Raw genomic sequence first — 22646 nt, 5'->3', positions numbered from 1 at the left:
GAATGAACCCCATAGCCCAACCGAGCGCCCTAACTTCTTTCTCTCCTAGTATCAAGGGAGCGGTAGAGATATTGAATCAGGGTTTAGAGTTTTTGTTAGCGATATCTGACAGCGACTATCTGACACGAGCAAAGCCGCACGTCACAAGTTCTATTGGTGAGCATACCCGTCACACGCTCGATCTTTTTCACGCTTTGATTTTAAAAGAGAATGCGACCGTTGATTACAACACTCGTCGTCGTGGTCACCCCGTCGAATTCGACAGGTCGATTGCGTTGAAAGAGATCCATTACGTGATCAACTGGCTTGAACGAATAGACCGCAGAGATCTCGAAGCGCCCATCATGATCCAAACCGAAGTTTCAATGGATACACAAGTGTTTGCCAGCCTGCCTTCTACGCTAGAAAGAGAGGTCACCTTTGCCGCGCTGCATGCCAATCATCATTACGCGATGATCAAGGTGATCACGACCTTTCTTGATGTCGAAACATGCAACACCTTTGGTTATGCCCCAACCACCAGCAGCTATTTGAGGGAGCAATAATCATGTGTTCAGTATCTTGGCTGCTTGAAGACAATGGCTATCAGGTCTTCTTTAATCGTGATGAACAAAAGACACGGACACTGGCGATGCCACCTAAACAATATCGAGTTAACGGCGTCGATATCATCATGCCACACGACCCAACCGGCGGTGGTAGCTGGATCAGTATCAATGAGTTCGGGCTTTCGTTATGCCTACTCAATAACTATCAAGGCATCGTACCTGATGGACTTTTAGTCAGCCGTGGTTTGTTACTCAAGAACCTATCATCGAGTCGTAATATCAGTCAGCTCTCTGAAGCATTTCATAAGCTCGATCTGCACTCTTTTGCCCCATTTACCTTGCTAGCTTTCGCGCCGAACTTAACTCAACACCATGGCTTGGTTATCGCCTATATGTGGGATGGCATTCAACAAAAAATAGTCGAAACCGACTCTCCGCTGTTCTCATCCGGTGTTGATTTAGAGCGAGTGCAAGCCTACCGACAAGAAAAATACGATCAGCTTATGACAACAGGTAAGAATCAGCAGAACTTACTTCAATTTCACTCTCACCATCATAGCGAACAGCCTCATTTAGCGACCTGTATGCATCGTGAAGACGCACATACGGTGAGCTTTACACACTTACGTAATCTACATGGCCAAGCCTCGATGTTTTATGCACCCGGCTCGCCTTGTGAACCCATTAAACCATGCCAGATAAATCAACAGCGTTTTACCTTCGATTTATCACCAGCAATCAATCTATAGATGGAGTCCATCATGAGAAAACTATTAACCATGGTCATGCTACTTGTTAGCCCTTACGTATTTGCCGCCGATGAAATCTACACCGGATTCTTTAGCAGCAAGGCGCTCGATGGCTACGACACTGTGGCTTATTTCACTTCAGGTAAGCCTATTGAAGGCAGTAAAAAATTCAGCACCGAGTACAAAGGCGCGGACTGGTATTTCTCTTCTGAAAAGAATCTGACTTTATTTGTTAATAATCCTGAAAAATATGCCCCTCAATATGGTGGTTATTGCGCTTGGGCTGTTTCAGCAAAAAGTGATTTTGCACCCGGAGACCCGAATCAATGGACGATTGTTGATAACAAGCTTTACCTCAACTACGACCAAGAGATTAAACAGCGTTGGGAACAAGACCGAGCACAACATATTCAAAAAGCCGACACCATTTGGCCGCAACTGATCAAATAAGGGAATAACCATGACATTCACTCCAGCTAAACATATTCCTGCGGCATTTATCGCTTTCGTATTTGTTCAGTCGCTGTTTTTTAAGTTCACAGGCTCATACGAGACTGAGCATATCTTTGGCACCTTGGCGACATGGTCTGGCTTAAGTTGGTTCGGTTCATTTGGCGGCTACTTGATTGGGTTCGCTGAATTGATTGCGGCCATTTTGCTGTTTACTCGTTGGCATGGCCTAGGTGCCATCATGAGTGTGGGGATTATGAGTGGCGCGATATTTTTCCATCTGTTTACGCCGCTCGGTATTCAAATGCCTGAGTTTAACGCAGCGGGTGAAATTGTCGGTTATGACGGCGGATTACTGTTTGGCATGGCATGTCTAGTATGGCTTTGCGGTGCATTTTTAAGTGTAAAAGATTTCAAGAATCAAGACGGTTTCCTAAACAACTTTAGTCAATAAGGTAGCTTCATTATGATTGATAGTCCTTTTCGTTTACCACGTTACACGCCTTTTGGTTTAGGTGAGTCTGTTGTCGAGTGGGCAACTGGGCTATCTAAGCTAGATAAGCTCTATCAAGATAGACCTGATGAGTTATCTAGCTTTGAATTCATGCATCACACCTTGTCAGCATTGAATATCGACTATTCCGTTTCAGCAGGCGCCACTGATAATATTCCCGAACAAGGGCCAGTAGTCATTGTGGCTAACCACCCGCTTGGTGCGATTGAAGGCGTGATCCTTGCAGATCTCGTAGGATCGGTAAGAAAGGATGTGAAGGTGTTGGCCAATGAGTTGCTCAAGCGACTGCCTGAACTGGATGATCTTTTCATTGGGGTCGATGTCTTTAACAGTAAAGAATCGAAACGCACCAATGCTAAAGCTATTCGAGATGCCAATCGTCATTTAGCAGACGGTGGACTCTTGATTGTGTTCCCTGCTGGCGAAGTATCGAGTTACCGTAAAGGGGCCAAGACACTAACAGACATCGAGTGGAGCAAATCAGTCGCAAAGTTTGTTAAGCGTCACCAAGCCACCACAGTGCCTATCTTTATCAATGGCAAGAACAGTGAGCTTTTCTACCAAGCGGGCCGTGTTCATCCACTACTGAGAACGGCTTTACTTGGCCGCGAACTTCTTAATAAACAGGCGACGACTATCTCTATCTCGATTGGCTCTTCGATTCCGTATTCAGAGATCAAATCGTTTGAACAAGAGATGGATATCGTCAACTACCTACGACTCAATACCTACCTAATGAGTCAACAAGATAGCCCGAATACGCCAATCCACGCGCCCTCTTTTGACACCCAAGTGATTGCGCCTATTCCACCAGAAGTGTTGGCAATAGAGGTCGATTCTCTTCCTGAAGAGATGAAGTTACTTGAGCAAGGGGACTTCGAGGTCTACTGTACGCCAAGCCAATCTATTCCTAACTTAATGCGCGAAATTGGTCGAGTTAGAGAAGAGAGTTTCCGAGAAGTCGGAGAAGGCAGCGGGCTTGCCTGTGATTTAGATGAGTATGACCTTTACTACCATCAACTGTTTGTGTGGAACAAAGCTAAGGCTGAACTGGTCGGGGCGTACCGACTTGGTATGGTCGACAAGTTGATCGCTGAGCACGGGCTTGACCAACTCTATTCCCGTAGTCTGTTTAACTACAATCAAGAATTCATCGATACCCTAGACAACAGTATCGAGCTTGGGCGTTCTGTAGTGAGCAAGCCTTATCAAAAGAGCCTTAACTCACTATTACTATTGTGGAAAGGTATCGCGGCCTTCGTGTATCGTCATCCTCAATACACTCACCTATTCGGCCCAGTCAGTATCAGTAATGATTACAGCCACAATGCGCGTCTGTTGATTGCGACGACCTTATCGATACATCATTATGACGAAGAAAAAGCAAACCTGGTTTCTCCTTCTTCACCACTCAATACCAGTAATCATGTGTTCTGGCAAAATCATCTGTTATCGTCATTGGCGAGTGTTCCTCTGCTCTCTAAAGTGTTAGCGCGTATGGAGCAAGGAAAAGGCCTGCCAGTACTACTCCGCCAATACCTAGGGATGAACGGTAAGTTGGTGTGCTTTAACGTCGACCCATCATTTAATGATGCTCTGGATGGCTTGATTGTGGTTAACCTTAAGAAAGTACCACTGAAAACTCTTGGTAAATACATGGGTAGAGAACTTGCTCAAGATTATCTAGCACAGCACGCTCGACGCTGATTTAGCCCGCTCTGTACCTAAACTCAAATAAGTGCGATGATTTCGACACTTATTTGGGTTAGGTTATTTCCATGCACACCTCTTTTATCGAACAACTACAAAGCTTCGACTTCTCTGAAAGTCAGATTGAATCTCTATTAGCCGTCGCGAAACCACTTGAGCTACCAACCAGACACATCCTGATCAATCAAGGTGAAATGGCGAGTTCAATCTACTTTGTACTTGAAGGCTTGTGCCACGCTTGTTATCTCACTGATGACGGCAAGCAATACAGCAAAGAGTTCTACTGGGAACAAGATTGGATCATCGGCTTTGAGAGTCTGATAAAAAACCAAGCGTCCCCTTACCTATTAGAAACGCTCACACCAATTACTATGTTAGAACTGCCAATGAACGCAGTTATCGAGTGGCGCGCATCAAACAACCCTTTGTATTTAAAGTTATTAGAAACTCAGCTGATGCATAAGGAAAACAAAGAACGCTTTATGCTGCTCTATACTCCAGAGCAACGCTATCAACTTTTCTGCGAACATTATCCCGACCTTGAACAGCGCTTGAACGACAATCAAATTGCTGCTTACCTCGGTATAACCGCGATCAGCCTGAGCAGAATCAAAGGTCGAATTAACAATAGTTAATGCCAACAATCATCGCACATAGTACATTCAGGGCATCGATAACCTCTGGATGTAAACATGATCACTTGGCACTCAATTCCCTTCTCTGAACTTTCAACACAACAGCTTTATCAACTACTTAAATTACGAGTAGATGTGTTCGTCGTTGAGCAAAATTGCCCTTATCCAGAGCTCGATGGTAAAGATACACTCGCAGGTGTTGAACACTTGCTTGGCTATGCTGATGAAGAGTTAGTGGCGTGTGCACGCTTGTTACCACCAGGAACTTCTTACGACTACACGAGCATCGGCCGAGTGGCGACTAAGCAATCGGCAAGAGGCGATGGTTTAGGGCATCAATTGATAAAAGAAGCGTTAACACGCTGTGAGGCTCTTTGGCCGAGCACGACTATCGATATTGGTGCGCAACAACACCTAGAAAACTTCTATGCGAGCCACGGCTTCAAAACGATCTCTGAGATGTACTTGGAAGACGATATTCCGCACGTTGATATGAGATTAGAGAAGTGATGTCGAATATCACTGTCGGTATCCTATTGCTGATTGCAGGTAACTTGTTTGCCTCGCTTTCCGACGTAGCGGTAAAACTGTTGAATGGCGAAGTGCCACCTCTTCAGTATATTTTTTTCCGACAGTTGATATCTCTGCTCATCATCACCCCTTTGTGGCTACAGCAGAAAAAGGAACAACGACGCTTACAGCAAGCCAAAGTGACCATCATACGCGGACAGCTAATACTAATTGGCAGTGGATGTATGGTTGTCGCGATTACCCACTTATCTTTGGCTACCGCCAACGCTGTATTTTATGTCGCGCCCTTATTGATGCTGCCTCTATCTATGTTTCTACTGAAAGAGCAACCAGCACTTGGCAAGGTCATCGCCACCACTATCGGTTTTATTGGTGCATTGATTGTCTTGAGGCCATCGCAATTTCATTGGGCTGCATTGTTTGCATTAGGCACAGCTCTGACGCTCGCACTGTTCAATGTATTGGTAAGAAAGCTTCCGAGTGAGCAAACGGTGATCACTACGCTGTGGTGGACAACGTTATTCTCTATTCCAGCATCATTGGTACTGTGCTTCCTATACTGGCAACCGGTATCGGTGGAGCATTTGGGATACATAGCACTCAGTGCAACGTTAATCTTGAGTTACAACGGCCTTGCGGTTGCTGCCTACCAAAAAGCACACTCTAGCCAAATTGCCTTGGCTGAGTATTCAGGACTGGTGTTTGTCGCGTTAATAGGTGCAATATGGTTTGATGAGATACCAGATACGTTAACCTTTATCGGTATTATGCTCATCATCTTGCCACTCGCCCCTTTCAAGCGACCAAAAAAAAGAGCTAATGCTTAGCTCTTTTCTATCGTTTATATGTGTCTGGTGAAGTGCTTTAACTCAGGTTCACTATTCATCTATTTACTGCGACCAAAGCCACCATCTGATAACCGGAAAAACATCACCGAAGTATTGCCTTTCTCAAGCTGAAGAATGTCTAGTTGCCCAGTCTCGGCTAGTTTGAATCGAACCAGCTGGCCTTTACGAATCTGGCTAAGCGGCTTGTCTGCACCTTCAATACGAACCAAAGCGTTAAGATCAGACAGCGGTAGATCATTATTTCGGAACACTTGAGCTAACGTATCTCCTTGCTTAACAAGATACTCTTGCCAACTGGTTGGCTCAGAAGAATTACTTTTAGCATTTTTCTGCTCGCTTAAGCCAACAGTATTTATCTCAAGCTCAACACGAGATGTTGCTGGTGCGTTGTCTACTTTAGGCTCTGGTAGCGGTGCAAACAATAAGATTAATATGATCGGCGAAATCACCATCAATAATTTCTGGTGTAATTTCGGCAATGATCCCCAAGTTTGCACTGTTGAGGTTTTCATTTTCTTTAGATCGATCGAGCTTAGTTTCTCTTTGACCTGATTCAGTCGGTCCTTGAACTCTGCTAAGTGGTCTACTTTCTGTTTTTTCTTTTGACGACGATTCATGCCACTGCGTCCTATACATTGAATAACTACAGTATAAAAACCAAAGTACCAACAGTATAGATCTTTCCGCGACAACAGAGAGCAAAGCAAGAAAATTGACATAGCTGTGATTTGGACACGGTAAAGCGTAAGTGATCAGAGGCTAGCCGTTTATTCAGGCTGCTAATACTGGTATTCTTACCCTTTTAGTACTGATAAAAAGAGTGACTTTTCATGTCTGAAGTAAAATTTGAAACTGTAGAGCAAAAAGCTAGCTACGGTATCGGTCTACAAATGGGCCAACAACTTGCTGGTTCTGGTCTTGAAGGCCTAAACGTTGATGCAATCGCTGCTGGTATCGCAACAGCTCTAGTTGGCGACATGCCAGCTATCGAAGTTGACGAAATCAACAACGCACTACAAGAGCTACACACTCGTGGTGAAGCTGCACGTCAAGAACTAGCTAAAGCTGCTGCTGCTGACGGCGAAGCTTTCCTAGCTGACAACGCTCTTCGTTCAGAAGTTACAGTTCTTGAGTCTGGTCTTCAGTACGAAGTACTAACTGAAGGTACTGGCGAAATCCCAACTGCAGACAAGCAAGTGCGCGTTCACTACCACGGCGAACTAACTGACGGTACAGTTTTCGATAGCTCTGTATCTCGCGGTCAACCTGCTGAATTCCCAGTAACTGGCGTAATTCAAGGTTGGGTACAAGCTCTACAAATGATGCCTGTTGGCTCTAAGTGGAAGCTATACATCCCTCAAGATCTAGCATACGGTGAGCGTGGCGCAGGTGCTGCAATCCCACCATTTGCTGCTCTAGTATTCGAAGTAGAACTTCTAGCAATTCTTTAATTTCTATAAAAACCTTTAGTAAAACAAAAAACTATAGGTAAATTAGACTGAATTAGCTCAACGGCGATGTGACTACATCGCCGTTTTTCGTTTATAGTGAAAGAGTAAATTACTTTATTACTTAAGGACGAATAATGAAGAAAGTACTCATCACCGTTTTAAGCAGCCTTGCTGTGGTATCTTGCGCTAGTACTAGCGAGTCAGAACAAGTTAGTTCAACTTCTGATATTAACTATTCCCAACTATCACAAACAGCCCTTATGACCGCTGTAGACATGTGGTCTCAAAAAAATGAAGCAACACCATTTACGAGCACCCTTGCTAATTCCCTAAGTGACAAAGAATCTGTAACAAATGAGCAAGCTATAGGTGGAGTAGGTTCCATGCTAGCTCTTGCCCAGAATACCCTTGATAACTTTGACAACCAAGAGCTCGAAATGCTTTTCCCTGGAATGTCGACGCTTGATTCTACCGGTTTAACGTCAGTATTGGACTCAAAAACATCTGTTGAAAATGCATTTTCAGGATTAGGTATGGATTCATCAATGGTTGCGGCGTTTGCACCAATCATTATTCAAGGGCTAGAGTCACAAGGCGCAACAAGCGGTCTCGTTGATTCACTCGAAGCTATTTGGTTGTAATAACCAGTGATTAATAATTGATTTAAAATACTTAAAGGGCGCTTCGGTGCTCTTTTTTGTGCGTTGAATAAAAGAGATACGAGATACGAGATACGAGATACGAGATACGAGATATTATTGAGAAATGGAGCTGAGAAGGTAAAGAAAAGTGCCAAATATCGTGGTGCAATTCTTATGTCGGTCTCCTTATTCTACAGATACAAAAAAGCCGAGCTAATGCTCGGCTTTTGTATTAAGAATCTAGTATAGATTACTCAGCAGCTTCTTCAGCAGCTGGGCGGTCTACAAGCTCAATGTAAGCCATTGGAGCTTTATCACCAGTACGGAAACCACATTTAAGAATGCGAGTGTAACCACCTTGGCGAGCCGCGAAACGCGGGCCTAGTTCATTAAATAGTTTTGCCACAACTTCGTTATCACGAGTGCGAGCAAATGCAAGACGACGGTTAGCAACACTGTCTGTCTTAGCTAGGGTAATCAATGGCTCAATTACGCGACGTAGTTCTTTTGCTTTAGGCACGGTAGTTTTAATAACTTCGTGACGAACAAGAGAGCTAGCCATGTTGCTGAACATCGCTTTGCGATGACTGCTGTTGCGGTTGAGTTGACGACCACTTTTACGATGGCGCATGACCTAATCCTTCTAACTTTTCGATTAATCTTCAGCGATTGACGCTGGTGGCCAGTTTTCTAGGCGCATGCCTAGAGAAAGACCACGTGAAGCAAGCACATCTTTAATCTCTGTAAGAGATTTCTTACCAAGGTTTGGCGTTTTAAGTAGCTCAACCTCAGTGCGCTGTACAAGATCACCGATGTAGTGAATCGCTTCTGCTTTCAAACAGTTAGCAGAGCGAACTGTTAGTTCAAGATCGTCTACAGGACGTAGTAGGATAGGATCGAATTCTGGCTTCTCTTCCTTCTCCTCAGGTACACGTACATCACGAAGATCTACGAACGCATCCAGTTGTTCAGCTAAAATAGTAGCTGCACGACGGATTGCTTCCTCAGGTTCTAGAGTACCGTTCGTTTCCATATCGATAACAAGCTTGTCTAAGTCAGTACGTTGTTCTACACGTGCCGCTTCAACAGCATAGGCGATTTTATCGACCGGGCTGTAAGTAGCGTCAACAAGTAGACGACCGATTGGACGCTCATCTTCTTCAGTATGGATACGAGCTGAAGCTGGAACGTAACCACGACCACGTTCTACTTTGATACGCATAGCGATCTCAGCGTTGTCATCCGTTAGGTGACAAATTACGTGCTCAGGGTTAGCGATCTCTACATCACCATCGTGGGTGATGTCACCTGCAACAACAGGGCCTGAGCCTGATTTGTTCAGTGTAATAAACACTTCATCTTTGCCTTCAGCAACGCGTACAGCTAAACCTTTAAGGTTTAGAAGGATTTCCAGGATATCTTCCTGAACGCCTTCTTTAGTGCTGTATTCGTGTAGCACACCTTCGATTTCAACTTCTGTTACGGCACAACCCGGCATAGAAGATAGAAGAATGCGGCGAAGAGCATTACCTAGAGTATGGCCGAAACCGCGCTCTAATGGCTCAAGAGTTACTTTCGCGTGTGTCGTATTGATCTGTTCAATGTCAACAAGACGCGGCTTAAGAAATTCTGTTACAGAACCCTGCATTGTGTCCTCTCTTTTTTTAACCTTACTTAGAGTAAAGTTCGACGATCAAGTGTTCATTGATGTCAGCTGATAGGTCAGAACGCTCAGGCATACGCTTGAATGTACCTTCCATTTTGCCAGCATCTACTTCAATCCAAGTTGGCTTTTCACGTTGTTCAGCAACTTCTAGAGCCGCTTTAATACGAGATTGCTGTTTAGCTTTCTCGCGGATAGAAACAACGTCGTTTGCCGCTACTTTGAAAGAAGGAACGTTTACAACTTTACCGTTAACTAGAATAGACTTGTGGCTAACTAGTTGACGAGATTCAGCACGAGTAGCGCCAAAGCCCATACGGTAAACTACGTTATCAAGACGACCTTCAAGAAGCTGAAGCAGGTTTGCACCTGTGTTGCCTTTAAGACGTGCAGCTTCTTTGTAGTAGTTGCGGAATTGTTTTTCTAGAACGCCGTAAATACGACGAACTTTTTGCTTCTCACGAAGCTGAACGCCATACTCAGATAGACGACCGCGACGAGCGCCGTGTACACCTGGTGCGTTATCAATTTTACACTTGGTATCGATCGCACGGACACCAGACTTAAGGAATAAGTCAGTACCTTCGCGACGGCTAAGCTTCAGCTTAGGACCCAAATATCTTGCCATGATCTTTCTCCAATATTCCTAGAAACGAAACTTAAACGCGACGTTTCTTAGGTGGACGACAACCGTTATGAGGGATTGGTGTCGCATCAACAATGTTAGTGATACGGAAACCAGCAGCGTTCAGTGCACGAACAGTAGATTCGCGACCTGGACCTGGACCCTTAACCATAACTTCCAAGTTCTTTAGGCCATATTCTTTAGCCATTTCACCACAACGCTCAGCTGCAACTTGTGCTGCGAACGGAGTAGATTTACGAGAACCACGGAAACCTGAACCACCTGCTGTAGCCCATGCAAGAGCGTTGCCTTGACGGTCAGTGATAGTTACGATTGTGTTGTTGAAAGAAGCATGAATGTGCGCTACGCCATCAGCTACTTGCTTGCGTACGCGCTTACGCGCGCGAGTTGGTTGTTTTGCCATTGTACTCTACCTTATCCGACTATTTCTTGATCGGCTTGCGCGGACCCTTACGGGTGCGAGCGTTGGTTTTAGTACGCTGTCCACGTAGTGGTAGACTGCGACGATGACGAAGACCGCGGTAACAGCCAAGGTCCATAAGACGCTTGATGTTCATCGATACTTCACGACGTAGATCACCTTCTACAGTGTATTTAGCTACACCATCACGCAGTTGATCGATCTGCTCTTCAGTTAGTTCACTGATCTTAGCATCTTCAGCAATACCCACTTCAGCTAGAATAGCTTGAGAGCGAGTTTTGCCAATACCGTAGATTGCAGTAAGTGCAATTACAGAATGCTTATGATCAGGAATGTTAATGCCGGCTATACGGGCCATTATTCACTCCTAAGGGGGTTCATAAAAGAATTATCCGCAGCAAAGCCCGTTATGGATACGCTGCGGCATACTACTTCTTTTGCACGCAAAAGGTAGGCCGAGGAATATACTCGACTCTACCTAGTATTTCAAGTAAAAATTTCTGCTGATTAGCCTTGGCGTTGCTTATGCTTTGGCTCACTGCAAATCACGCGAACGACACCGTTACGCTTGATAACTTTACAGTTACGGCAGATTTTTTTAACGGAAGCACGAACTTTCATTGCTAAACTCCGTAAATGGAATCGAAATAATTACTACCGAATTAACGGCCGTAACCTTTCAGATTCGCTTTCTTTAACACAGAATCATACTGTTGTGACATCAGATGAGTCTGTACCTGTGCCATGAAATCCATGATAACTACCACTACGATTAGTAGTGATGTGCCGCCGAAGTAGAAACGAACGTTCCACGCGACCATCATGAATTCAGGAATCAGACATATAAAAGTAATGTATAGAGCGCCCGCAAGGGTTAGCCTAGTCATCACTTTATCGATATATTTCGCTGTCTGCTCACCTGGGCGGATACCGGGTACGAATGCACCAGACTTCTTCAAATTATCAGCTGTTTCACGCGGGTTAAACACCAACGCTGTATAGAAGAAACAGAAGAAGATTATAGCTGCTGCATAAAGCATTACATACAAAGGTTGACCTGGGCTAAGAGCTAATGACACGTCAGTTAACCAACCGAACGCGCTGCTTTCACCATTTTGACCAAACCATTGTGCTAATGTTCCTGGGAACAAAATAATACTTGATGCAAAAATCGCTGGAATAACACCTGCCATATTAATCTTAAGAGGCAAGTGAGAGCTTTGAGCTGCAAAAACTTTACGACCTTGTTGACGCTTCGCATAGTTAACGACGATACGACGTTGACCACGTTCCATGAAAACTACGAAGTAAATTACAGCAAAAGACAATACCGCGATAAACAACAGAAGAAGCACATGCAATTCACCTTGACGCGCTTGCTCGATTGTTTGACCGATTGCAGAAGGCAATCCAGCAACAATACCTGCAAAAATCAGAATGGAAATACCATTACCGATTCCTCGCTCAGTGATTTGTTCACCTAACCACATCAAAAACATGGTACCAGTTACTAAACTCACGGTAGCAATAAGCGTAAACATGGTTTGGTTGATAACAACCAGATTGTCGACCATGTTTGGTAAGCCTGTTGCGATACCAATAGCTTGGAATGTTGCAAGTACAAGCGTGCCGTAGCGTGTATATTGGCTTATCTTACGACGGCCTGCTTCACCCTCTTTTTTGAGTTCCGCTAACGCTGGATGAACTACAGTTAGCAATTGGACTACGATCGATGCCGAAATGTACGGCATGATACCCAATGCTAATATAGATGCACGCTCAAGAGCACCACCGGAGAACATGTTAAACATTTCTACGATGGTACCTTTTTGCTGATCGAACAAATCGGCAAGTACAGCTGCGTCAATACCAGGGATCGGCACAAAAGAGCCGGCTCGGAATACTAAAAGTGCACCAATTACGAATAATAAGCGCGACTTTAGTTCACTTAAGCCGCTCTGAGCACTACGAAAATCTTTTCCTGGTTTCTTAGCCATCTGTACCTCGTTCCTCGAGATTATTCCTCGATTTTACCGCCTGCAGCTTCGATTGCAGCTTTAGCGCCTTTAGTCACGCGTAGACCTTTAACAGTCACAGCTTTGCTTAGGTCACCAGAAAGAACGATCTTAACAAACTCGATGTTCTTAGTGATAACGTTAGCAGCTTTAAGGCTGTTAAGATCAACTACGTCACCTGTTACTTTCGCTAGCTCAGCTAGACGAACTTCAGCAGACACTAGGCTCTTACGAGAAGTGAAACCGAATTTAGGTAGACGTTGTTTTAGAGGCATTTGACCGCCTTCAAAACCTGGACGAACAGAGCCGCCAGAACGTGACTTTTGACCTTTGTGACCGCGGCCACCTGTTTTACCAAGGCCAGAACCGATACCACGACCTACACGCTTCTTAGAAGGTTTAGAGCCAGCAGCCGGTGATAGAGTATTCAAACGCATTCTGATTACTCCTCAATCTTAACCATGTAGTAAACCTTGTTGATCATACCGCGTACGCACGGAGTATCTTCAAGTTCTACTGTATGGTTGATGCGACGAAGACCTAGACCTTTAAGACACGCTTTGTGCTTAGGTAGGCGACCAATTGAGCTTTTAGTTTGAGTTACTTTAATAGTTGCCATCGTGTGCTTACTCCGAAATAGATTCAACAGTTAGACCACGTTTAGCAGCAACCATTTCTGGTGACTTAACGTCTACTAGAGCACCAATCGTTGCGCGAACAACGTTGATTGGGTTCGTTGAACCGTATGCTTTAGAAAGAACGTTATGTACGCCTGCAACTTCAAGTACGGCACGCATTGCACCACCGGCAATAACACCTGTACCTTCAGCAGCTGGCTGCATGTAAACTTTAGAGCCCGAATGACGACCTTTCACCGGGTGGTGAAGAGTGCCTTCGTTAAGCGCAACAGTAACCATGTTACGACGCGCTTTTTCCATTGCTTTTTGAATCGCTGCAGGTACTTCACGAGCTTTGCCGTAACCGAAACCTACGCGACCATTACCGTCACCAACTACTGTTAGTGCAGTGAAGCTCATGATTCGACCACCTTTAACCGTCTTAGATACACGGTTAACAGCGATCAGCTTTTCTTGCAAATCATTAGCTTGTTGTTGTTCTTTAGCCATCTTCCAACCCTACCTTAGAATTTCAGACCAGCTTCGCGAGCAGATTCTGCTAGCGCCGCTACTCGACCGTGGTATTGGAAACCAGAACGGTCAAATGCAACTGAAGCTACGCCTTTTTCAAGAGCGCGCTCAGCAACAGCTTTACCAACTGCTTTAGCTGCATCGACGTTACCAGTGTTCTTAACTTGCTCACGGATCGCTTTTTCTACAGTAGAAGCAGCTGCGATAACCTCAGAGCCGTTTGCCGAGATAACTTGAGCGTAAACATGGCGAGGAGTACGATGTACTACCAGGCGAGTTGCACCAAGTTCTGCAATCTTACGACGTGCACGTGTAGCACGACGGATGCGAGATGCTTTCTTATCCATAGTGATACCTTACTTCTTCTTAGCTTCTTTAGTACGCACATTTTCATCTGCGTAACGAACACCTTTGCCTTTGTAAGGCTCAGGAGCACGGTAAGAACGAATGTCAGCCGCAACTTGACCTACTACTTGCTTATCGCAACCAGTAATAACGATCTCAGTTTGGCTAGGGCACTCAGCTTTAATACCTTCAGGTAGAGCGTGCTCTACTGGGTGAGAAAAACCAAGAGTTAGACCTACAGCGTTGCCTTTCATAGCAGCACGGTAACCAACACCCTTAAGAGTTAGCTTCTTAGTGAAGCCCTCAGTAACACCCACAACCATGTTATTAACTAGAGCGCGAGCTGTACCAGCTTGTGCCCATGCGTTAGTAACACCTTCTTTCGGACCGAAAGTTAGGTTGTTTTCTTCCTGTGCAATAACTACGGCGCTGTTAAGAACGCGAGTAAGCTCACCTTTGCTACCTTTTACAGTAACTTCTTGGCCGTTTAGTTTCACCTCTACGCCAGCTGGAATAGCGACAGGTGCTTTAGCAACACGAGACATAATCTACTCCTTAAGCTACGTAACAGATGATTTCACCGCCAAGACCTGCTTTACGAGCAGCACGGTCAGACATCAGACCCTTGGAAGTAGAAACAACTGCAATACCAAGACCACCCATCACTGTAGGTAAAGAGTCTTTATTTTTATAAACTCTTAGACCAGGACGTGATACGCGCTTGATTTGCTCGATTACAGGTTTAGCTTGGAAGTACTTAAGAGTAACTTCTAGCTCAGGTTTTGCTTCGCTGTCAACAGCGAAGTCTACGATGTAACCTTCAGCTTTAAGTAATGCAGCAATTGCAACTTTAAGCTTTGAAGAAGGCATTTTTACAGCAACTTTATTTGCTGCCTGACCGTTACGAACGCGGGTCAGCATATCCGAAATCGGATCTTGCATGCTCATAAGATTTACTCCAAATGATTAAGTGGCAATTACCAGCTAGCCTTACGAAGACCCGGAATCTCGCCTTTCATGCAAGCTTCGCGAACCTTAATACGGCTTAGACCGAATTTACGTAGGTAACCGTGTGGACGACCAGTTTGGTTGCAACGGTTGCGCTGACGTGATGCACTTGAATCACGTGGAAGAGATTGCAGTTTAAGAACCGCATTCCAACGATCTTCTTCAGATGCGTTTACATCGCTAATGATAACTTTTAGCGCAGAACGCTTTTCAGCGAACTTAACTACTAGTTTTGCACGTTTAGCTTCACGTGCTTTCATTGATTGTTTAGCCATAACAGTAACCCTACCCTTACTTACGGAATGGGAAGTTAAAGGCAGCCAGCAGAGCTCGGCCTTCCTCATCGGATCCCGCAGATGTCGTGATAGTAATATCAAGACCGCGGACACGATCGACTTTATCGTAGTCGATTTCCGGAAAGATGATTTGCTCGCGAACGCCCATGCTGTAGTTACCGCGTCCGTCAAAAGACTTAGCGCTAACACCACGGAAATCACGTACACGTGGAAGTGCGATAGAGATTAAACGCTCTAAAAATTCCCACATGCGCTCACCACGCAAGGTTACTTTACAACCAATTGGGTAGCCTTCACGAATTTTGAAACCAGCTACAGATTTACGCGCTTTCGTGATAAGAGGCTTTTGACCAGAGATCGTTGCCATATCAGATGCTGCGTTTTCTAGCAGTTTCTTATCGTTGATTGCTTCACCAACGCCCATGTTTAGGGTGATTTTCTCAATCCTAGGGACTTGCATGACGCTTGTGTAGCTGAACTCTTTGGTAAGCTCAGCGACTACAGACGACTTGTAGTAATCATGCAGTTTCGCCATAGTAGAACTCCAAATTACTTCTAATTAGTTAGAAACAGTTTCGCCGTTAGATTTGAAGAAACGAACTTTCTTGCCATCTTCGATACGGAAACCGATACGGTCTGCTTTACCAGTAGCCGCGTTAAAGACTGCAACGTTAGAAGCATCAATAGCTGCTTCTTGTTCAACGATGCCACCTTGTTGACCTAGAGCCGGAACCGGCTTTTGGTGTTTTTTAACAAGATTGATGCCTTCAACAACAACTTTACCAGTTGTCAGAACCTTAGTTACTTTACCTTTCTTGCCTTTATCTTTACCAGCAAGAATGATTACTTCGTCATTACGACGGATTTTAGCTGCCATGTTGCCGCTCCTTACAGAACTTCAGGTGCAAGTGATACAATCTTCATGAATTTCGCGTTACGAAGTTCACGAGTCACAGGACCAAAGATACGTGTGCCGACTGGTTGCTCAGTAGTGTCATTTAACAATACACAAGCATTACTGTCGAAGCGAATGACAGAACCGTCTGGGCGACGAACGCCTTTACGGGTGCGCACTACTACCGCCTTCAGAACATCACCTTTCTTTACTTTACCGCGAGGAATCGCTTCCTTCACTGTAACCTTGATGACGTCACCGATATGTGCATAACGGCGGTGAGAGCCACCCAGAACCTTAATACACATTACCTTGCGCGCGCCAGAGTTATCTGCTGCGTCAAGTGTACTTTGCATCTGGATCATTGTTAGTGCTCCGCTAAATATTAAAACTAGACCCTCTCGGGTCGGGCTGCCTCTTTAAAAGGGACGCGAATTGTACCACCCTTTTTTTAAATTGGGTAGACAAAAAACAAGCGGCTCCAAAAAATTATTTGGAGCCGCTTATAAGTTATAGAATTACAAAGATTAAATCTTCGCTTTTTCTAGAACTTTAACCAATGTCCAAGACTTAGTCTTAGACAGAGGACGACACTCAGCGATTTCAACTTTGTCGCCTAGGCCACAAGTGTTGTCTTCGTCGTGTGCGTGTACTTTAGTCGTGCGTTTGATGAACTTACCGTAAATTGGGTGTTTTACAGTACGCTCAATAGCAACAACGATAGACTTGTCCATCTTGTCACTTACTACACGGCCTTGCTGGATGCGGTTAGTTTCGCTCATTATGCGCCTGCCTTTTCAGTCAAAACAGTTTTCACACGTGCGATGTCACGGCGTACAGCTTTTAGAGTATGAGTTTGCTGTAGTTGACCAGTTGCAGCTTGCATGCGCAAGTTGAACTGTTCACGTAGCAAATTCAATAGCTCAGCGTTAAGCTCTTCAACGTTCTTTTCGCGTAGATCTTGTGCTTTCATCACATCACCTGCTTAGTTACAAAAGTAGTTTTAACAGGCAGTTTACGTGCCGCTAGGCGGAACGCTTCACGTGCCAACTCTTCAGGTACGCCATTCATCTCGTACATAACTTTGCCTGGTTGGATTTGAGCAACCCAGTACGCAACTGAACCTTTACCTTTACCTTGACGAACTTCAAGAGGCTTTTCAGTAATCGGTTTGTCTGGGAAAACACGGATCCAGATTTGACCTTGACGCTTAATGTGACGTGTCATAGCACGACGTGCCGCTTCGATTTGACGTGCAGTCAGACGACCACGGCCAACAGCTTTAAGACCGAATTCGCCGAAGCTTACTTCAGTACCTTTAGCTAGACCACGGTTACGACCAGTCATAACCTTGCGGAACTTAGTACGTTTTGGTTGTAGCATCGTTCGACTCCTTACTTACGGCCTTTACGCTGCTTCTTAGGCTTATCGCCTTTTGGCTCTACTGCGTTAGCAGCTGGCATACCGCCTAGAATCTCACCTTTGAAGATCCAAACTTTAATGCCGATCACACCGTATTGGGTGTGAGCCGAAGAAGTTGCGTAATCAATGTCTGCACGTAGAGTGTGTAGAGGCACACGGCCTTCACGGTACCACTCTGAACGTGCGATTTCAGCACCGCCAAGACGGCCGCCTACTTGTACTTTGATGCCTTTAGCGCCTAGACGCATAGCATTTTGTACCGCACGCTTCATTGCACGACGGAACATAACACGACGCTCTAGTTGAGACGCGATGCTATCAGCTACAAGCTGACCATCTAGCTCAGGCTTACGTACTTCAGCGATGTTAATTTGCGCTGGTACACCTGCGATTTTAGCTACAGCTGCGCGTAGCTTCTCTACGTCTTCACCTTTCTTACCGATAACAACGCCAGGACGAGCTGTGTGAATAGTCACACGGATGCTCTTCGCTGGACGCTCGATAACGATACGAGATAATGATGCTTTTTGTAGTTCCTTGGTAAGGAACTGACGTACCTTGAAGTCGCCGTCTAGGTTGTCAGCGAATTCGTTGGTATTAGCAAACCATGTAGCATTCCAAGGCTTAACGATGCCAAGACGAATACCATTAGGATGTACTTTCTGACCCATTGCTTACTCTCCTAGTCTTTAGCGATCTGCTACAACAATAGTGATGTGGCTTGAACGCTTCAAGATACGATCCGCACGACCTTTAGCACGAGGCATAATACGCTTCATGATAGGGCCCTCATCTACGAAGATTTTAGCGACATTTAGATCGTCGATATCTGCACCTTCGTTATGTTCCGCGTTAGCGATAGCTGACTCAAGAACTTTCTTAACTAGTACAGCAGCTTTTTTGTTGCTGAAAGTTAGAATTTCTAGAGCCTGGTCTACCGACTTACCGCGAATTTGGTCTGCAACTAAGCGAGCTTTCTGTGGAGAAATACGAGCAAAGTTATGTTTAGCTAAAGCTTCCATCATCTACTCCTTATTTCTTCTTAGCTTTCTTATCTGCAGCATGACCGCGATAAGTACGAGTTGGTGCAAATTCGCCCAGTTTGTGACCGATCATTTCTTCGGTAACGAAAACTGGAACGTGCTGACGACCATTATGGACAGCGATGGTCAAACCAATCATTGTTGGGATGATCATTGAGCGACGGGACCAAGTCTTAATAGGCTTTTTGTCTCCGCTTTCCACCGCTTTCTCTACCTTCTTCAGCAAGTGTAGGTCAATAAAAGGACCTTTCTTGAGAGAACGTGGCATGGCGATTCCTCTTTATAAATTATTTAGTGCGACGACGTACGATGTACTTGTCAGTGCGCTTGTTCTTACGAGTCTTGAAGCCCTTAGTAGGAACGCCCCAAGGAGAAACTGGGTGACGACCACCAGATGTGCGGCCTTCACCACCACCATGTGGGTGATCCACCGGGTTCATTACTACACCACGTACGGTTGGACGTACGCCGCGCCAGCGTGAAGCACCAGCTTTACCAAGTTCACGTAGCATATGCTCAGAGTTACCAACTTCACCGATCGTTGCACGACCTTCAGAAAGAACTTTGCGCATTTCACCAGAACGTAGACGGATAGTTACGTATGCACCATCGCGAGCGATGATTTGAGCATAAGCACCAGCCGAACGAGCTAGTTGAGCACCTTTACCAGGCTTAAGTTCAACACAGTGTACAGTAGAACCTACTGGGATGTTGCGCATCGGCAGAGTGTTACCTGCTTTGATTGCAGCATCTACGCCAGATTGAATCTGGTCGCCTGCGTTAACACCTTTAGGTGCAATGATGTAACGACGCTCACCGTCTGCGTACAGAACTAGAGCGATGTTAGCACTACGGTTTGGATCGTATTCTAGACGCTCAACTTTCGCTGGGATGCCATCTTTAGTACGTTTGAAGTCAACCAGACGGTAATGGTGTTTATGACCACCACCGATGTGACGTACTGTAATACGACCGTTGTTGTTACGACCACCGTTCTTAGAGTTTTTCTCTAGAAGTGGTGCGTATGGCTTACCCTTGTGCAGGTCAGCGTTAACAACTTTAACGACGTGACGACGACCAGGGGAAGTCGGCTTACATTTAACAATAGCCATTTTTACTACTCCTGTTATTCCGCGCCGCCAACGAAGTCAAGATCTTGACCTTCTTTCAAAGTAACGTAGGCTTTCTTAACGTCTGAACGACGGCCTTCACGCATACCTTGACGTTTGGTCTTACCCTTTAATACAAGAGTATTTACAGACTTAACTTCAACTTCAAATAGCTTTTCTACAGCTGCTTTGATCTCTTTCTTAGTTGCATCTTTAGCTACTTTGAAAACGATAGTGTTCGCTTTCTCAGCTGCCATAGTTGCTTTTTCAGAGATGTGCGGAGCACGTAGAACTTTTAAGATACGCTCTTCAGTGATCATGCTAGCATCTCCTCAACTTGCTTAACTGCATCAGCAGTCATCAGAACCTTGTCGAAAGCGATTAGTGATACTGGATCAACACCAGCAACATCACGTGCATCTACTTTGTATAGGTTACGAGCAGCTAAGAATAGATTTTCATCTACTTCGCCAGTCACAATCAGAACGTCATTTAGCTCAAGCTCTTTAAGCTTAGCTACAAGTTCTTTTGTTTTTGGTGCTTCTACAGAGAAGTTATCAACAACGATTAGACGCTCTTGACGAATCAACTCAGAAAGAATGCTTTTCATAGCACCGCGGTACATTTTCTTGTTAACTTTTTGGCTGTGATCTTGTGGTTTCGCAGCAAAAGTAACACCACCTGTACGCCAGATTGGGCTACGAATTGTACCAGCACGTGCACGGCCAGTACCTTTTTGGCGCCATGGCTTAGCACCGCCGCCTGATACTTCAGAACGAGTCTTTTGAGCACGAGTACCTTGACGAGCACCTGCTGCATACGCAACAACTACTTGGTGTACTAGAGCTTCGTTAAAGTCACGTCCGAAAGTAGTCTCGGAAACAGTTAGTGCATCAGCACCTTTAACCATCAATTCCATTACTTACTCCTAGACGTTATGCTTTAACAGCAGGTTTTACGATCACGTTACCGCCTGTTGAGCCTGGTACTGCACCTTTAATAAGGAGTAGATTGCGCTCAGCGTCAACACGTACGATCTCTAGGTTTTGAGTCGTTACACGCTCAGCACCCATGTGACCTGCCATTTTCTTGCCTTTAAACACGCGGCCTGGAGTTTGACATTGGCCAATTGAACCCGGTGCGCGGTGAGACAAAGAGTTACCGTGAGTCATATCTTGAGTAGAGAAGTTCCAACGCTTGATAGCGCCTTGGAAGCCTTTACCTTTAGATGTACCAGTAACGTCTACTTTTTTAATTTCGTTGAAAAGTTCTACGTTTAGCTCAGCGCCAACTTCAAACTCTTCGCCGTTTTCTAAACGGAATTCCCAAAGACCGCGACCTGCTTCAACACCCGCTTTCGCGAAGTGACCAGCTTCAGGTTTAGTTACACGGTTAGCTTTCTTAGCACCAGTAGTTACTTGGATTGCTGCGTAGCCGTCTGTCTCAAGAGTTTTAACTTGAGAAATACGGTTCGCTTCAACCTCAACAACAGTTACTGGGATAGAAACGCCTTCTTCAGTAAATACGCGGGTCATACCCACTTTACGTCCGACTAGACCAATCATTATTCTTATCTCCCTTAACCTAGGCTGATTTGAACATCAACGCCAGCTGCAAGATCAAGACGCATTAGAGCATCAACAGTTTTATCTGTTGGCTCAACGATGTCGATCAAACGCTTGTGAGTACGAATTTCGTACTGATCACGTGCATCTTTGTTGACGTGTGGAGAGGTAAGAACAGTGAAACGCTCTTTACGAGTAGGAAGTGGAATAGGACCACGAACCTGTGCGCCAGTACGTTTTGCTGTTTCAACGATTTCCGCAGTTGAAGCATCGATTAGCTTGTAATCAAACGCTTTAAGGCGGATACGAATACGTTGGTTCTGCATGAGACAGAGCTCCAATTATTAAAAATTACACAAACAATATCGCCACTCAAGCTCGAAAGAACGAGAGAATGCCGATTGATTTATGTGAAACCGTAGCATCCAAGATTAGGACGCATTGTCAGTTAACTTTTGAAGTAAACACAAGGTTTACTATTTTTATTAACCGCGAACATAAGCTGAGTATACATTACTAGGTAAGACCTACTCCTCAGTGCTCATTGGTTCACAAACCGGCGTTAGCCAGTGCGATGCATTATACAGATCACGTTTTAGTATGCAAGTGGTGTTGGAAAAATAATCGGAATATATTTGTGCAGAGCATTCGAAGAAAAGTTGTGTAACAAAAGTAGAACGACAAGGAACGGGGATTATACTAAGGGAAAGCAAAAAAAGTGGTGGAAAGTGGAAAAATAAAAGGGAAGCCGAAGCTTCCCTTTTCTTATGCAGTTCTTCTAATGAAGAGTGTGCAAAAATCTAAATGCTATTAAGCGAAGATTTTAGCTACAACACCAGCACCAACTGTACGGCCACCTTCGCGGATTGCGAAACGTAGACCTTCGTCCATTGCGATTGGAGCGATTAGCTCAACAGTCATTTGAACGTTGTCACCTGGCATTACCATTTCTACGCCTTCAGGTAGAGTGATATCGCCTGTTACGTCAGTTGT

The 22646-nt window shown here is 44.9% G+C and carries 39 protein-coding genes and 1 pseudogene; 10 read left to right on the top strand and 30 right to left on the bottom strand.

Annotated features, from left to right (window positions below):
* Positions 1-2: 2 nt before the first annotated feature.
* From AB4513_RS14805 to AB4513_RS14770, 8 genes are all read left to right on the top strand, one after another.
* Entirely contained in the window at positions 3-545 is a 543-nt protein-coding gene (locus tag AB4513_RS14805) for a hypothetical protein (protein WP_102257874.1), read from the top strand.
* A 2-nt stretch (positions 546-547) separates the two neighbouring features.
* On the top strand, positions 548-1297 hold the full coding sequence (locus tag AB4513_RS14800; protein ID WP_102257875.1) for an NRDE family protein: 750 nt from the start codon (positions 548-550) through the stop codon (positions 1295-1297).
* 12 nt (positions 1298-1309) lie between these two features.
* Entirely contained in the window at positions 1310-1747 is a 438-nt protein-coding gene (locus tag AB4513_RS14795; protein WP_012604897.1) for a YHS domain-containing (seleno)protein, read from the top strand.
* 10 nt (positions 1748-1757) lie between these two features.
* Positions 1758-2201, top strand: a complete 444-nt coding sequence (locus AB4513_RS14790; RefSeq protein ID WP_004735264.1) for a hypothetical protein — start codon at positions 1758-1760, stop codon at positions 2199-2201.
* A 12-nt stretch (positions 2202-2213) separates the two neighbouring features.
* Entirely contained in the window at positions 2214-3968 is a 1755-nt protein-coding gene (locus AB4513_RS14785) for a lysophospholipid acyltransferase family protein (RefSeq protein WP_102257876.1), read from the top strand.
* Between the two features lie 71 nt (positions 3969-4039).
* A complete protein-coding gene (locus tag AB4513_RS14780) occupies positions 4040-4606 on the top strand; it encodes a Crp/Fnr family transcriptional regulator (RefSeq protein ID WP_017067547.1) in 567 nt (188 codons plus the stop codon).
* A gap of 57 nt (positions 4607-4663) precedes the next feature.
* Positions 4664-5116 carry a GNAT family N-acetyltransferase gene (locus AB4513_RS14775; protein ID WP_102257877.1) on the top strand — a complete coding sequence of 151 codons (453 nt, stop codon included), beginning with the start codon at positions 4664-4666 and terminating at the stop codon, positions 5114-5116.
* Complete coding sequence (locus AB4513_RS14770) at positions 5116-5964, top strand: DMT family transporter (protein ID WP_012604900.1); 849 nt, start codon at positions 5116-5118, stop codon at positions 5962-5964. Before AB4513_RS14775 ends, AB4513_RS14770 begins: the two co-directional genes overlap by 1 nt.
* 59 nt (positions 5965-6023) lie before the next feature.
* Here AB4513_RS14770 and AB4513_RS14765 read toward each other — a convergent pair whose 3' ends face one another.
* Positions 6024-6602, bottom strand: a complete 579-nt coding sequence (locus tag AB4513_RS14765; RefSeq protein ID WP_102257878.1) for a LysM-like peptidoglycan-binding domain-containing protein — start codon at positions 6600-6602, stop codon at positions 6024-6026.
* A gap of 213 nt (positions 6603-6815) precedes the next feature.
* Between AB4513_RS14765 and AB4513_RS14760 the strand changes: the two genes are divergently transcribed.
* Both AB4513_RS14760 and AB4513_RS14755 read left to right on the top strand, forming a co-directional pair.
* A complete protein-coding gene (locus AB4513_RS14760; RefSeq protein WP_008220519.1) occupies positions 6816-7436 on the top strand; it encodes an FKBP-type peptidyl-prolyl cis-trans isomerase in 621 nt (206 codons plus the stop codon).
* Positions 7437-7570: 134 nt separating this feature from the next.
* Entirely contained in the window at positions 7571-8077 is a 507-nt protein-coding gene (locus AB4513_RS14755) for a DUF2780 domain-containing protein (RefSeq protein ID WP_009847779.1), read from the top strand.
* Positions 8078-8327: 250 nt separating this feature from the next.
* On the opposite strand, the gene rplQ is transcribed toward AB4513_RS14755, so the two are convergent.
* The 29 genes and pseudogenes from rplQ to tuf form a co-directional block, all read right to left on the bottom strand.
* Positions 8328-8708, bottom strand: a complete 381-nt coding sequence (gene rplQ, locus AB4513_RS14750; RefSeq protein WP_004729812.1) for a 50S ribosomal protein L17 — start codon at positions 8706-8708, stop codon at positions 8328-8330.
* Positions 8709-8732: 24 nt separating this feature from the next.
* Complete coding sequence (locus AB4513_RS14745; RefSeq protein WP_004729813.1) at positions 8733-9725, bottom strand: DNA-directed RNA polymerase subunit alpha; 993 nt, start codon at positions 9723-9725, stop codon at positions 8733-8735.
* A gap of 22 nt (positions 9726-9747) precedes the next feature.
* Positions 9748-10368 carry a 30S ribosomal protein S4 gene (gene rpsD, locus AB4513_RS14740; protein WP_004738777.1) on the bottom strand — a complete coding sequence of 207 codons (621 nt, stop codon included), beginning with the start codon at positions 10366-10368 and terminating at the stop codon, positions 9748-9750.
* Between the two features lie 31 nt (positions 10369-10399).
* Complete coding sequence (gene rpsK, locus AB4513_RS14735) at positions 10400-10789, bottom strand: 30S ribosomal protein S11 (RefSeq protein WP_004738778.1); 390 nt, start codon at positions 10787-10789, stop codon at positions 10400-10402.
* Between the two features lie 19 nt (positions 10790-10808).
* Positions 10809-11165 (bottom strand): 30S ribosomal protein S13, encoded by a 357-nt coding sequence (rpsM, locus tag AB4513_RS14730; protein WP_004738779.1) that lies wholly within the window; start codon positions 11163-11165, stop codon positions 10809-10811.
* Between the two features lie 149 nt (positions 11166-11314).
* The gene (gene rpmJ / locus AB4513_RS14725) at positions 11315-11428 is read right to left on the bottom strand and encodes a 50S ribosomal protein L36 (protein ID WP_000868186.1); all 114 of its coding nucleotides are present in this window, start codon (positions 11426-11428) and stop codon (positions 11315-11317) included.
* A gap of 41 nt (positions 11429-11469) precedes the next feature.
* Positions 11470-12804, bottom strand: a complete 1335-nt coding sequence (gene secY, locus AB4513_RS14720) for a preprotein translocase subunit SecY (protein WP_004736759.1) — start codon at positions 12802-12804, stop codon at positions 11470-11472.
* Between the two features lie 20 nt (positions 12805-12824).
* Positions 12825-13259: a 50S ribosomal protein L15 gene (gene rplO / locus AB4513_RS14715; RefSeq protein WP_004736758.1), complete on the bottom strand. Its 435-nt coding sequence runs from the start codon at positions 13257-13259 to the stop codon at positions 12825-12827.
* A 5-nt stretch (positions 13260-13264) separates the two neighbouring features.
* Entirely contained in the window at positions 13265-13441 is a 177-nt protein-coding gene (gene rpmD / locus AB4513_RS14710) for a 50S ribosomal protein L30 (protein WP_004736756.1), read from the bottom strand.
* Positions 13442-13448: 7 nt separating this feature from the next.
* Positions 13449-13949 carry a 30S ribosomal protein S5 gene (rpsE, locus tag AB4513_RS14705; RefSeq protein ID WP_004736754.1) on the bottom strand — a complete coding sequence of 167 codons (501 nt, stop codon included), beginning with the start codon at positions 13947-13949 and terminating at the stop codon, positions 13449-13451.
* A 14-nt stretch (positions 13950-13963) separates the two neighbouring features.
* Positions 13964-14317 (bottom strand): 50S ribosomal protein L18, encoded by a 354-nt coding sequence (rplR, locus tag AB4513_RS14700; protein WP_009847783.1) that lies wholly within the window; start codon positions 14315-14317, stop codon positions 13964-13966.
* A 9-nt stretch (positions 14318-14326) separates the two neighbouring features.
* Positions 14327-14860 carry a 50S ribosomal protein L6 gene (gene rplF / locus AB4513_RS14695; RefSeq protein ID WP_009847784.1) on the bottom strand — a complete coding sequence of 178 codons (534 nt, stop codon included), beginning with the start codon at positions 14858-14860 and terminating at the stop codon, positions 14327-14329.
* Positions 14861-14870: 10 nt separating this feature from the next.
* Positions 14871-15263: a 30S ribosomal protein S8 gene (gene rpsH / locus AB4513_RS14690; protein ID WP_009847785.1), complete on the bottom strand. Its 393-nt coding sequence runs from the start codon at positions 15261-15263 to the stop codon at positions 14871-14873.
* Between the two features lie 29 nt (positions 15264-15292).
* Positions 15293-15598, bottom strand: coding sequence for a 30S ribosomal protein S14 (gene rpsN / locus AB4513_RS14685; protein WP_004736747.1), 306 nt, complete (start codon positions 15596-15598; stop codon positions 15293-15295).
* Between the two features lie 16 nt (positions 15599-15614).
* Positions 15615-16154: a 50S ribosomal protein L5 gene (gene rplE / locus AB4513_RS14680; protein WP_004736744.1), complete on the bottom strand. Its 540-nt coding sequence runs from the start codon at positions 16152-16154 to the stop codon at positions 15615-15617.
* Between the two features lie 24 nt (positions 16155-16178).
* Positions 16179-16496: a 50S ribosomal protein L24 gene (gene rplX / locus AB4513_RS14675; RefSeq protein ID WP_004736742.1), complete on the bottom strand. Its 318-nt coding sequence runs from the start codon at positions 16494-16496 to the stop codon at positions 16179-16181.
* A gap of 11 nt (positions 16497-16507) precedes the next feature.
* Positions 16508-16879 (bottom strand): 50S ribosomal protein L14, encoded by a 372-nt coding sequence (gene rplN, locus AB4513_RS14670; protein WP_004736740.1) that lies wholly within the window; start codon positions 16877-16879, stop codon positions 16508-16510.
* A 162-nt stretch (positions 16880-17041) separates the two neighbouring features.
* A complete protein-coding gene (rpsQ, locus tag AB4513_RS14665; protein WP_004736739.1) occupies positions 17042-17296 on the bottom strand; it encodes a 30S ribosomal protein S17 in 255 nt (84 codons plus the stop codon).
* The gene (gene rpmC / locus AB4513_RS14660; RefSeq protein ID WP_004736737.1) at positions 17296-17487 is read right to left on the bottom strand and encodes a 50S ribosomal protein L29; all 192 of its coding nucleotides are present in this window, start codon (positions 17485-17487) and stop codon (positions 17296-17298) included. Before rpmC ends, rpsQ begins: the two co-directional genes overlap by 1 nt.
* Complete coding sequence (gene rplP, locus AB4513_RS14655) at positions 17487-17897, bottom strand: 50S ribosomal protein L16 (protein WP_004736736.1); 411 nt, start codon at positions 17895-17897, stop codon at positions 17487-17489. Before rplP ends, rpmC begins: the two co-directional genes overlap by 1 nt.
* 11 nt (positions 17898-17908) lie before the next feature.
* A complete protein-coding gene (rpsC, locus tag AB4513_RS14650; protein ID WP_004736734.1) occupies positions 17909-18607 on the bottom strand; it encodes a 30S ribosomal protein S3 in 699 nt (232 codons plus the stop codon).
* 18 nt (positions 18608-18625) lie between these two features.
* The gene (gene rplV, locus AB4513_RS14645; RefSeq protein WP_004736732.1) at positions 18626-18958 is read right to left on the bottom strand and encodes a 50S ribosomal protein L22; all 333 of its coding nucleotides are present in this window, start codon (positions 18956-18958) and stop codon (positions 18626-18628) included.
* Between the two features lie 10 nt (positions 18959-18968).
* The gene (gene rpsS, locus AB4513_RS14640; protein WP_004736729.1) at positions 18969-19247 is read right to left on the bottom strand and encodes a 30S ribosomal protein S19; all 279 of its coding nucleotides are present in this window, start codon (positions 19245-19247) and stop codon (positions 18969-18971) included.
* 19 nt (positions 19248-19266) lie between these two features.
* Positions 19267-20091 carry a 50S ribosomal protein L2 gene (gene rplB / locus AB4513_RS14635; RefSeq protein WP_012604912.1) on the bottom strand — a complete coding sequence of 275 codons (825 nt, stop codon included), beginning with the start codon at positions 20089-20091 and terminating at the stop codon, positions 19267-19269.
* Between the two features lie 14 nt (positions 20092-20105).
* Positions 20106-20408, bottom strand: coding sequence for a 50S ribosomal protein L23 (gene rplW / locus AB4513_RS14630; protein WP_004736765.1), 303 nt, complete (start codon positions 20406-20408; stop codon positions 20106-20108).
* Positions 20405-21007 carry a 50S ribosomal protein L4 gene (gene rplD, locus AB4513_RS14625; protein ID WP_004736764.1) on the bottom strand — a complete coding sequence of 201 codons (603 nt, stop codon included), beginning with the start codon at positions 21005-21007 and terminating at the stop codon, positions 20405-20407. Before rplD ends, rplW begins: the two co-directional genes overlap by 4 nt.
* 16 nt (positions 21008-21023) lie before the next feature.
* Positions 21024-21653, bottom strand: a complete 630-nt coding sequence (gene rplC / locus AB4513_RS14620) for a 50S ribosomal protein L3 (protein ID WP_004736763.1) — start codon at positions 21651-21653, stop codon at positions 21024-21026.
* 14 nt (positions 21654-21667) lie between these two features.
* On the bottom strand, positions 21668-21979 hold the full coding sequence (gene rpsJ / locus AB4513_RS14615; RefSeq protein ID WP_004736761.1) for a 30S ribosomal protein S10: 312 nt from the start codon (positions 21977-21979) through the stop codon (positions 21668-21670).
* Positions 21980-22463: 484 nt separating this feature from the next.
* Positions 22464-22646: pseudogene (tuf, locus tag AB4513_RS14610) on the bottom strand (elongation factor Tu); the annotation flags it as partial.

The organism is Vibrio sp. 10N.222.54.E6 (assembly GCF_041473955.1).
Lineage (GTDB): Bacteria > Pseudomonadota > Gammaproteobacteria > Enterobacterales > Vibrionaceae > Vibrio > Vibrio tasmaniensis_A.
The sequence above is the reverse complement of the archived record's forward strand: the minus strand, read 5'-3'. Positions and strand labels throughout refer to the sequence as shown.

What these genes read in the sequence shown, in the direction of transcription:
- AB4513_RS14785 (WP_102257876.1), top strand. Translation starts at nt 2,214, where the DNA reads ATGATTGATAGTCCTTTTCGTTTACCACGTTACACGCCTTTTGGTTTA.
- rplO (WP_004736758.1), bottom strand. Translation starts at nt 13,259, where the DNA reads ATGCGTTTGAATACTCTATCACCGGCTGCTGGCTCTAAACCTTCTAAG.
- rpsC (WP_004736734.1), bottom strand. Translation starts at nt 18,607, where the DNA reads ATGGGTCAGAAAGTACATCCTAATGGTATTCGTCTTGGCATCGTTAAG.
- AB4513_RS14755 (WP_009847779.1), top strand. Translation starts at nt 7,571, where the DNA reads ATGAAGAAAGTACTCATCACCGTTTTAAGCAGCCTTGCTGTGGTATCT.
- AB4513_RS14770 (WP_012604900.1), top strand. Translation starts at nt 5,116, where the DNA reads ATGTCGAATATCACTGTCGGTATCCTATTGCTGATTGCAGGTAACTTG.
- rplN (WP_004736740.1), bottom strand. Translation starts at nt 16,879, where the DNA reads ATGATCCAGATGCAAAGTACACTTGACGCAGCAGATAACTCTGGCGCG.
- rplP (WP_004736736.1), bottom strand. Translation starts at nt 17,897, where the DNA reads ATGCTACAACCAAAACGTACTAAGTTCCGCAAGGTTATGACTGGTCGT.
- secY (WP_004736759.1), bottom strand. Translation starts at nt 12,804, where the DNA reads ATGGCTAAGAAACCAGGAAAAGATTTTCGTAGTGCTCAGAGCGGCTTA.
- rplV (WP_004736732.1), bottom strand. Translation starts at nt 18,958, where the DNA reads ATGGAAGCTTTAGCTAAACATAACTTTGCTCGTATTTCTCCACAGAAA.
- rpsQ (WP_004736739.1), bottom strand. Translation starts at nt 17,296, where the DNA reads ATGAGCGAAACTAACCGCATCCAGCAAGGCCGTGTAGTAAGTGACAAG.
- AB4513_RS14760 (WP_008220519.1), top strand. Translation starts at nt 6,816, where the DNA reads ATGTCTGAAGTAAAATTTGAAACTGTAGAGCAAAAAGCTAGCTACGGT.
- rpsK (WP_004738778.1), bottom strand. Translation starts at nt 10,789, where the DNA reads ATGGCAAAACAACCAACTCGCGCGCGTAAGCGCGTACGCAAGCAAGTA.
- AB4513_RS14790 (WP_004735264.1), top strand. Translation starts at nt 1,758, where the DNA reads ATGACATTCACTCCAGCTAAACATATTCCTGCGGCATTTATCGCTTTC.
- rplQ (WP_004729812.1), bottom strand. Translation starts at nt 8,708, where the DNA reads ATGCGCCATCGTAAAAGTGGTCGTCAACTCAACCGCAACAGCAGTCAT.
- rpsE (WP_004736754.1), bottom strand. Translation starts at nt 13,949, where the DNA reads ATGGCTAAAGAACAACAACAAGCTAATGATTTGCAAGAAAAGCTGATC.
- AB4513_RS14805 (WP_102257874.1), top strand. Translation starts at nt 3, where the DNA reads ATGAACCCCATAGCCCAACCGAGCGCCCTAACTTCTTTCTCTCCTAGT.
- rpsM (WP_004738779.1), bottom strand. Translation starts at nt 11,165, where the DNA reads ATGGCCCGTATAGCCGGCATTAACATTCCTGATCATAAGCATTCTGTA.
- rpmD (WP_004736756.1), bottom strand. Translation starts at nt 13,441, where the DNA reads ATGGCAACTATTAAAGTAACTCAAACTAAAAGCTCAATTGGTCGCCTA.
- rplE (WP_004736744.1), bottom strand. Translation starts at nt 16,154, where the DNA reads ATGGCGAAACTGCATGATTACTACAAGTCGTCTGTAGTCGCTGAGCTT.
- rpsN (WP_004736747.1), bottom strand. Translation starts at nt 15,598, where the DNA reads ATGGCTAAACAATCAATGAAAGCACGTGAAGCTAAACGTGCAAAACTA.
- AB4513_RS14800 (WP_102257875.1), top strand. Translation starts at nt 548, where the DNA reads ATGTGTTCAGTATCTTGGCTGCTTGAAGACAATGGCTATCAGGTCTTC.
- rpsJ (WP_004736761.1), bottom strand. Translation starts at nt 21,979, where the DNA reads ATGCAGAACCAACGTATTCGTATCCGCCTTAAAGCGTTTGATTACAAG.
- rplW (WP_004736765.1), bottom strand. Translation starts at nt 20,408, where the DNA reads ATGATCACTGAAGAGCGTATCTTAAAAGTTCTACGTGCTCCGCACATC.
- rplD (WP_004736764.1), bottom strand. Translation starts at nt 21,007, where the DNA reads ATGGAATTGATGGTTAAAGGTGCTGATGCACTAACTGTTTCCGAGACT.
- rpsS (WP_004736729.1), bottom strand. Translation starts at nt 19,247, where the DNA reads ATGCCACGTTCTCTCAAGAAAGGTCCTTTTATTGACCTACACTTGCTG.
- rplC (WP_004736763.1), bottom strand. Translation starts at nt 21,653, where the DNA reads ATGATTGGTCTAGTCGGACGTAAAGTGGGTATGACCCGCGTATTTACT.
- rpsH (WP_009847785.1), bottom strand. Translation starts at nt 15,263, where the DNA reads ATGAGCATGCAAGATCCGATTTCGGATATGCTGACCCGCGTTCGTAAC.
- AB4513_RS14780 (WP_017067547.1), top strand. Translation starts at nt 4,040, where the DNA reads ATGCACACCTCTTTTATCGAACAACTACAAAGCTTCGACTTCTCTGAA.
- rpmJ (WP_000868186.1), bottom strand. Translation starts at nt 11,428, where the DNA reads ATGAAAGTTCGTGCTTCCGTTAAAAAAATCTGCCGTAACTGTAAAGTT.
- rplX (WP_004736742.1), bottom strand. Translation starts at nt 16,496, where the DNA reads ATGGCAGCTAAAATCCGTCGTAATGACGAAGTAATCATTCTTGCTGGT.
- AB4513_RS14795 (WP_012604897.1), top strand. Translation starts at nt 1,310, where the DNA reads ATGAGAAAACTATTAACCATGGTCATGCTACTTGTTAGCCCTTACGTA.
- rplR (WP_009847783.1), bottom strand. Translation starts at nt 14,317, where the DNA reads ATGGATAAGAAAGCATCTCGCATCCGTCGTGCTACACGTGCACGTCGT.
- AB4513_RS14765 (WP_102257878.1), bottom strand. Translation starts at nt 6,602, where the DNA reads ATGAATCGTCGTCAAAAGAAAAAACAGAAAGTAGACCACTTAGCAGAG.
- rpmC (WP_004736737.1), bottom strand. Translation starts at nt 17,487, where the DNA reads ATGAAAGCACAAGATCTACGCGAAAAGAACGTTGAAGAGCTTAACGCT.
- AB4513_RS14745 (WP_004729813.1), bottom strand. Translation starts at nt 9,725, where the DNA reads ATGCAGGGTTCTGTAACAGAATTTCTTAAGCCGCGTCTTGTTGACATT.
- rpsD (WP_004738777.1), bottom strand. Translation starts at nt 10,368, where the DNA reads ATGGCAAGATATTTGGGTCCTAAGCTGAAGCTTAGCCGTCGCGAAGGT.
- AB4513_RS14775 (WP_102257877.1), top strand. Translation starts at nt 4,664, where the DNA reads ATGATCACTTGGCACTCAATTCCCTTCTCTGAACTTTCAACACAACAG.
- rplF (WP_009847784.1), bottom strand. Translation starts at nt 14,860, where the DNA reads ATGTCTCGTGTTGCTAAAGCACCTGTCGCTATTCCAGCTGGCGTAGAG.
- rplB (WP_012604912.1), bottom strand. Translation starts at nt 20,091, where the DNA reads ATGGCTATTGTTAAATGTAAGCCGACTTCCCCTGGTCGTCGTCACGTC.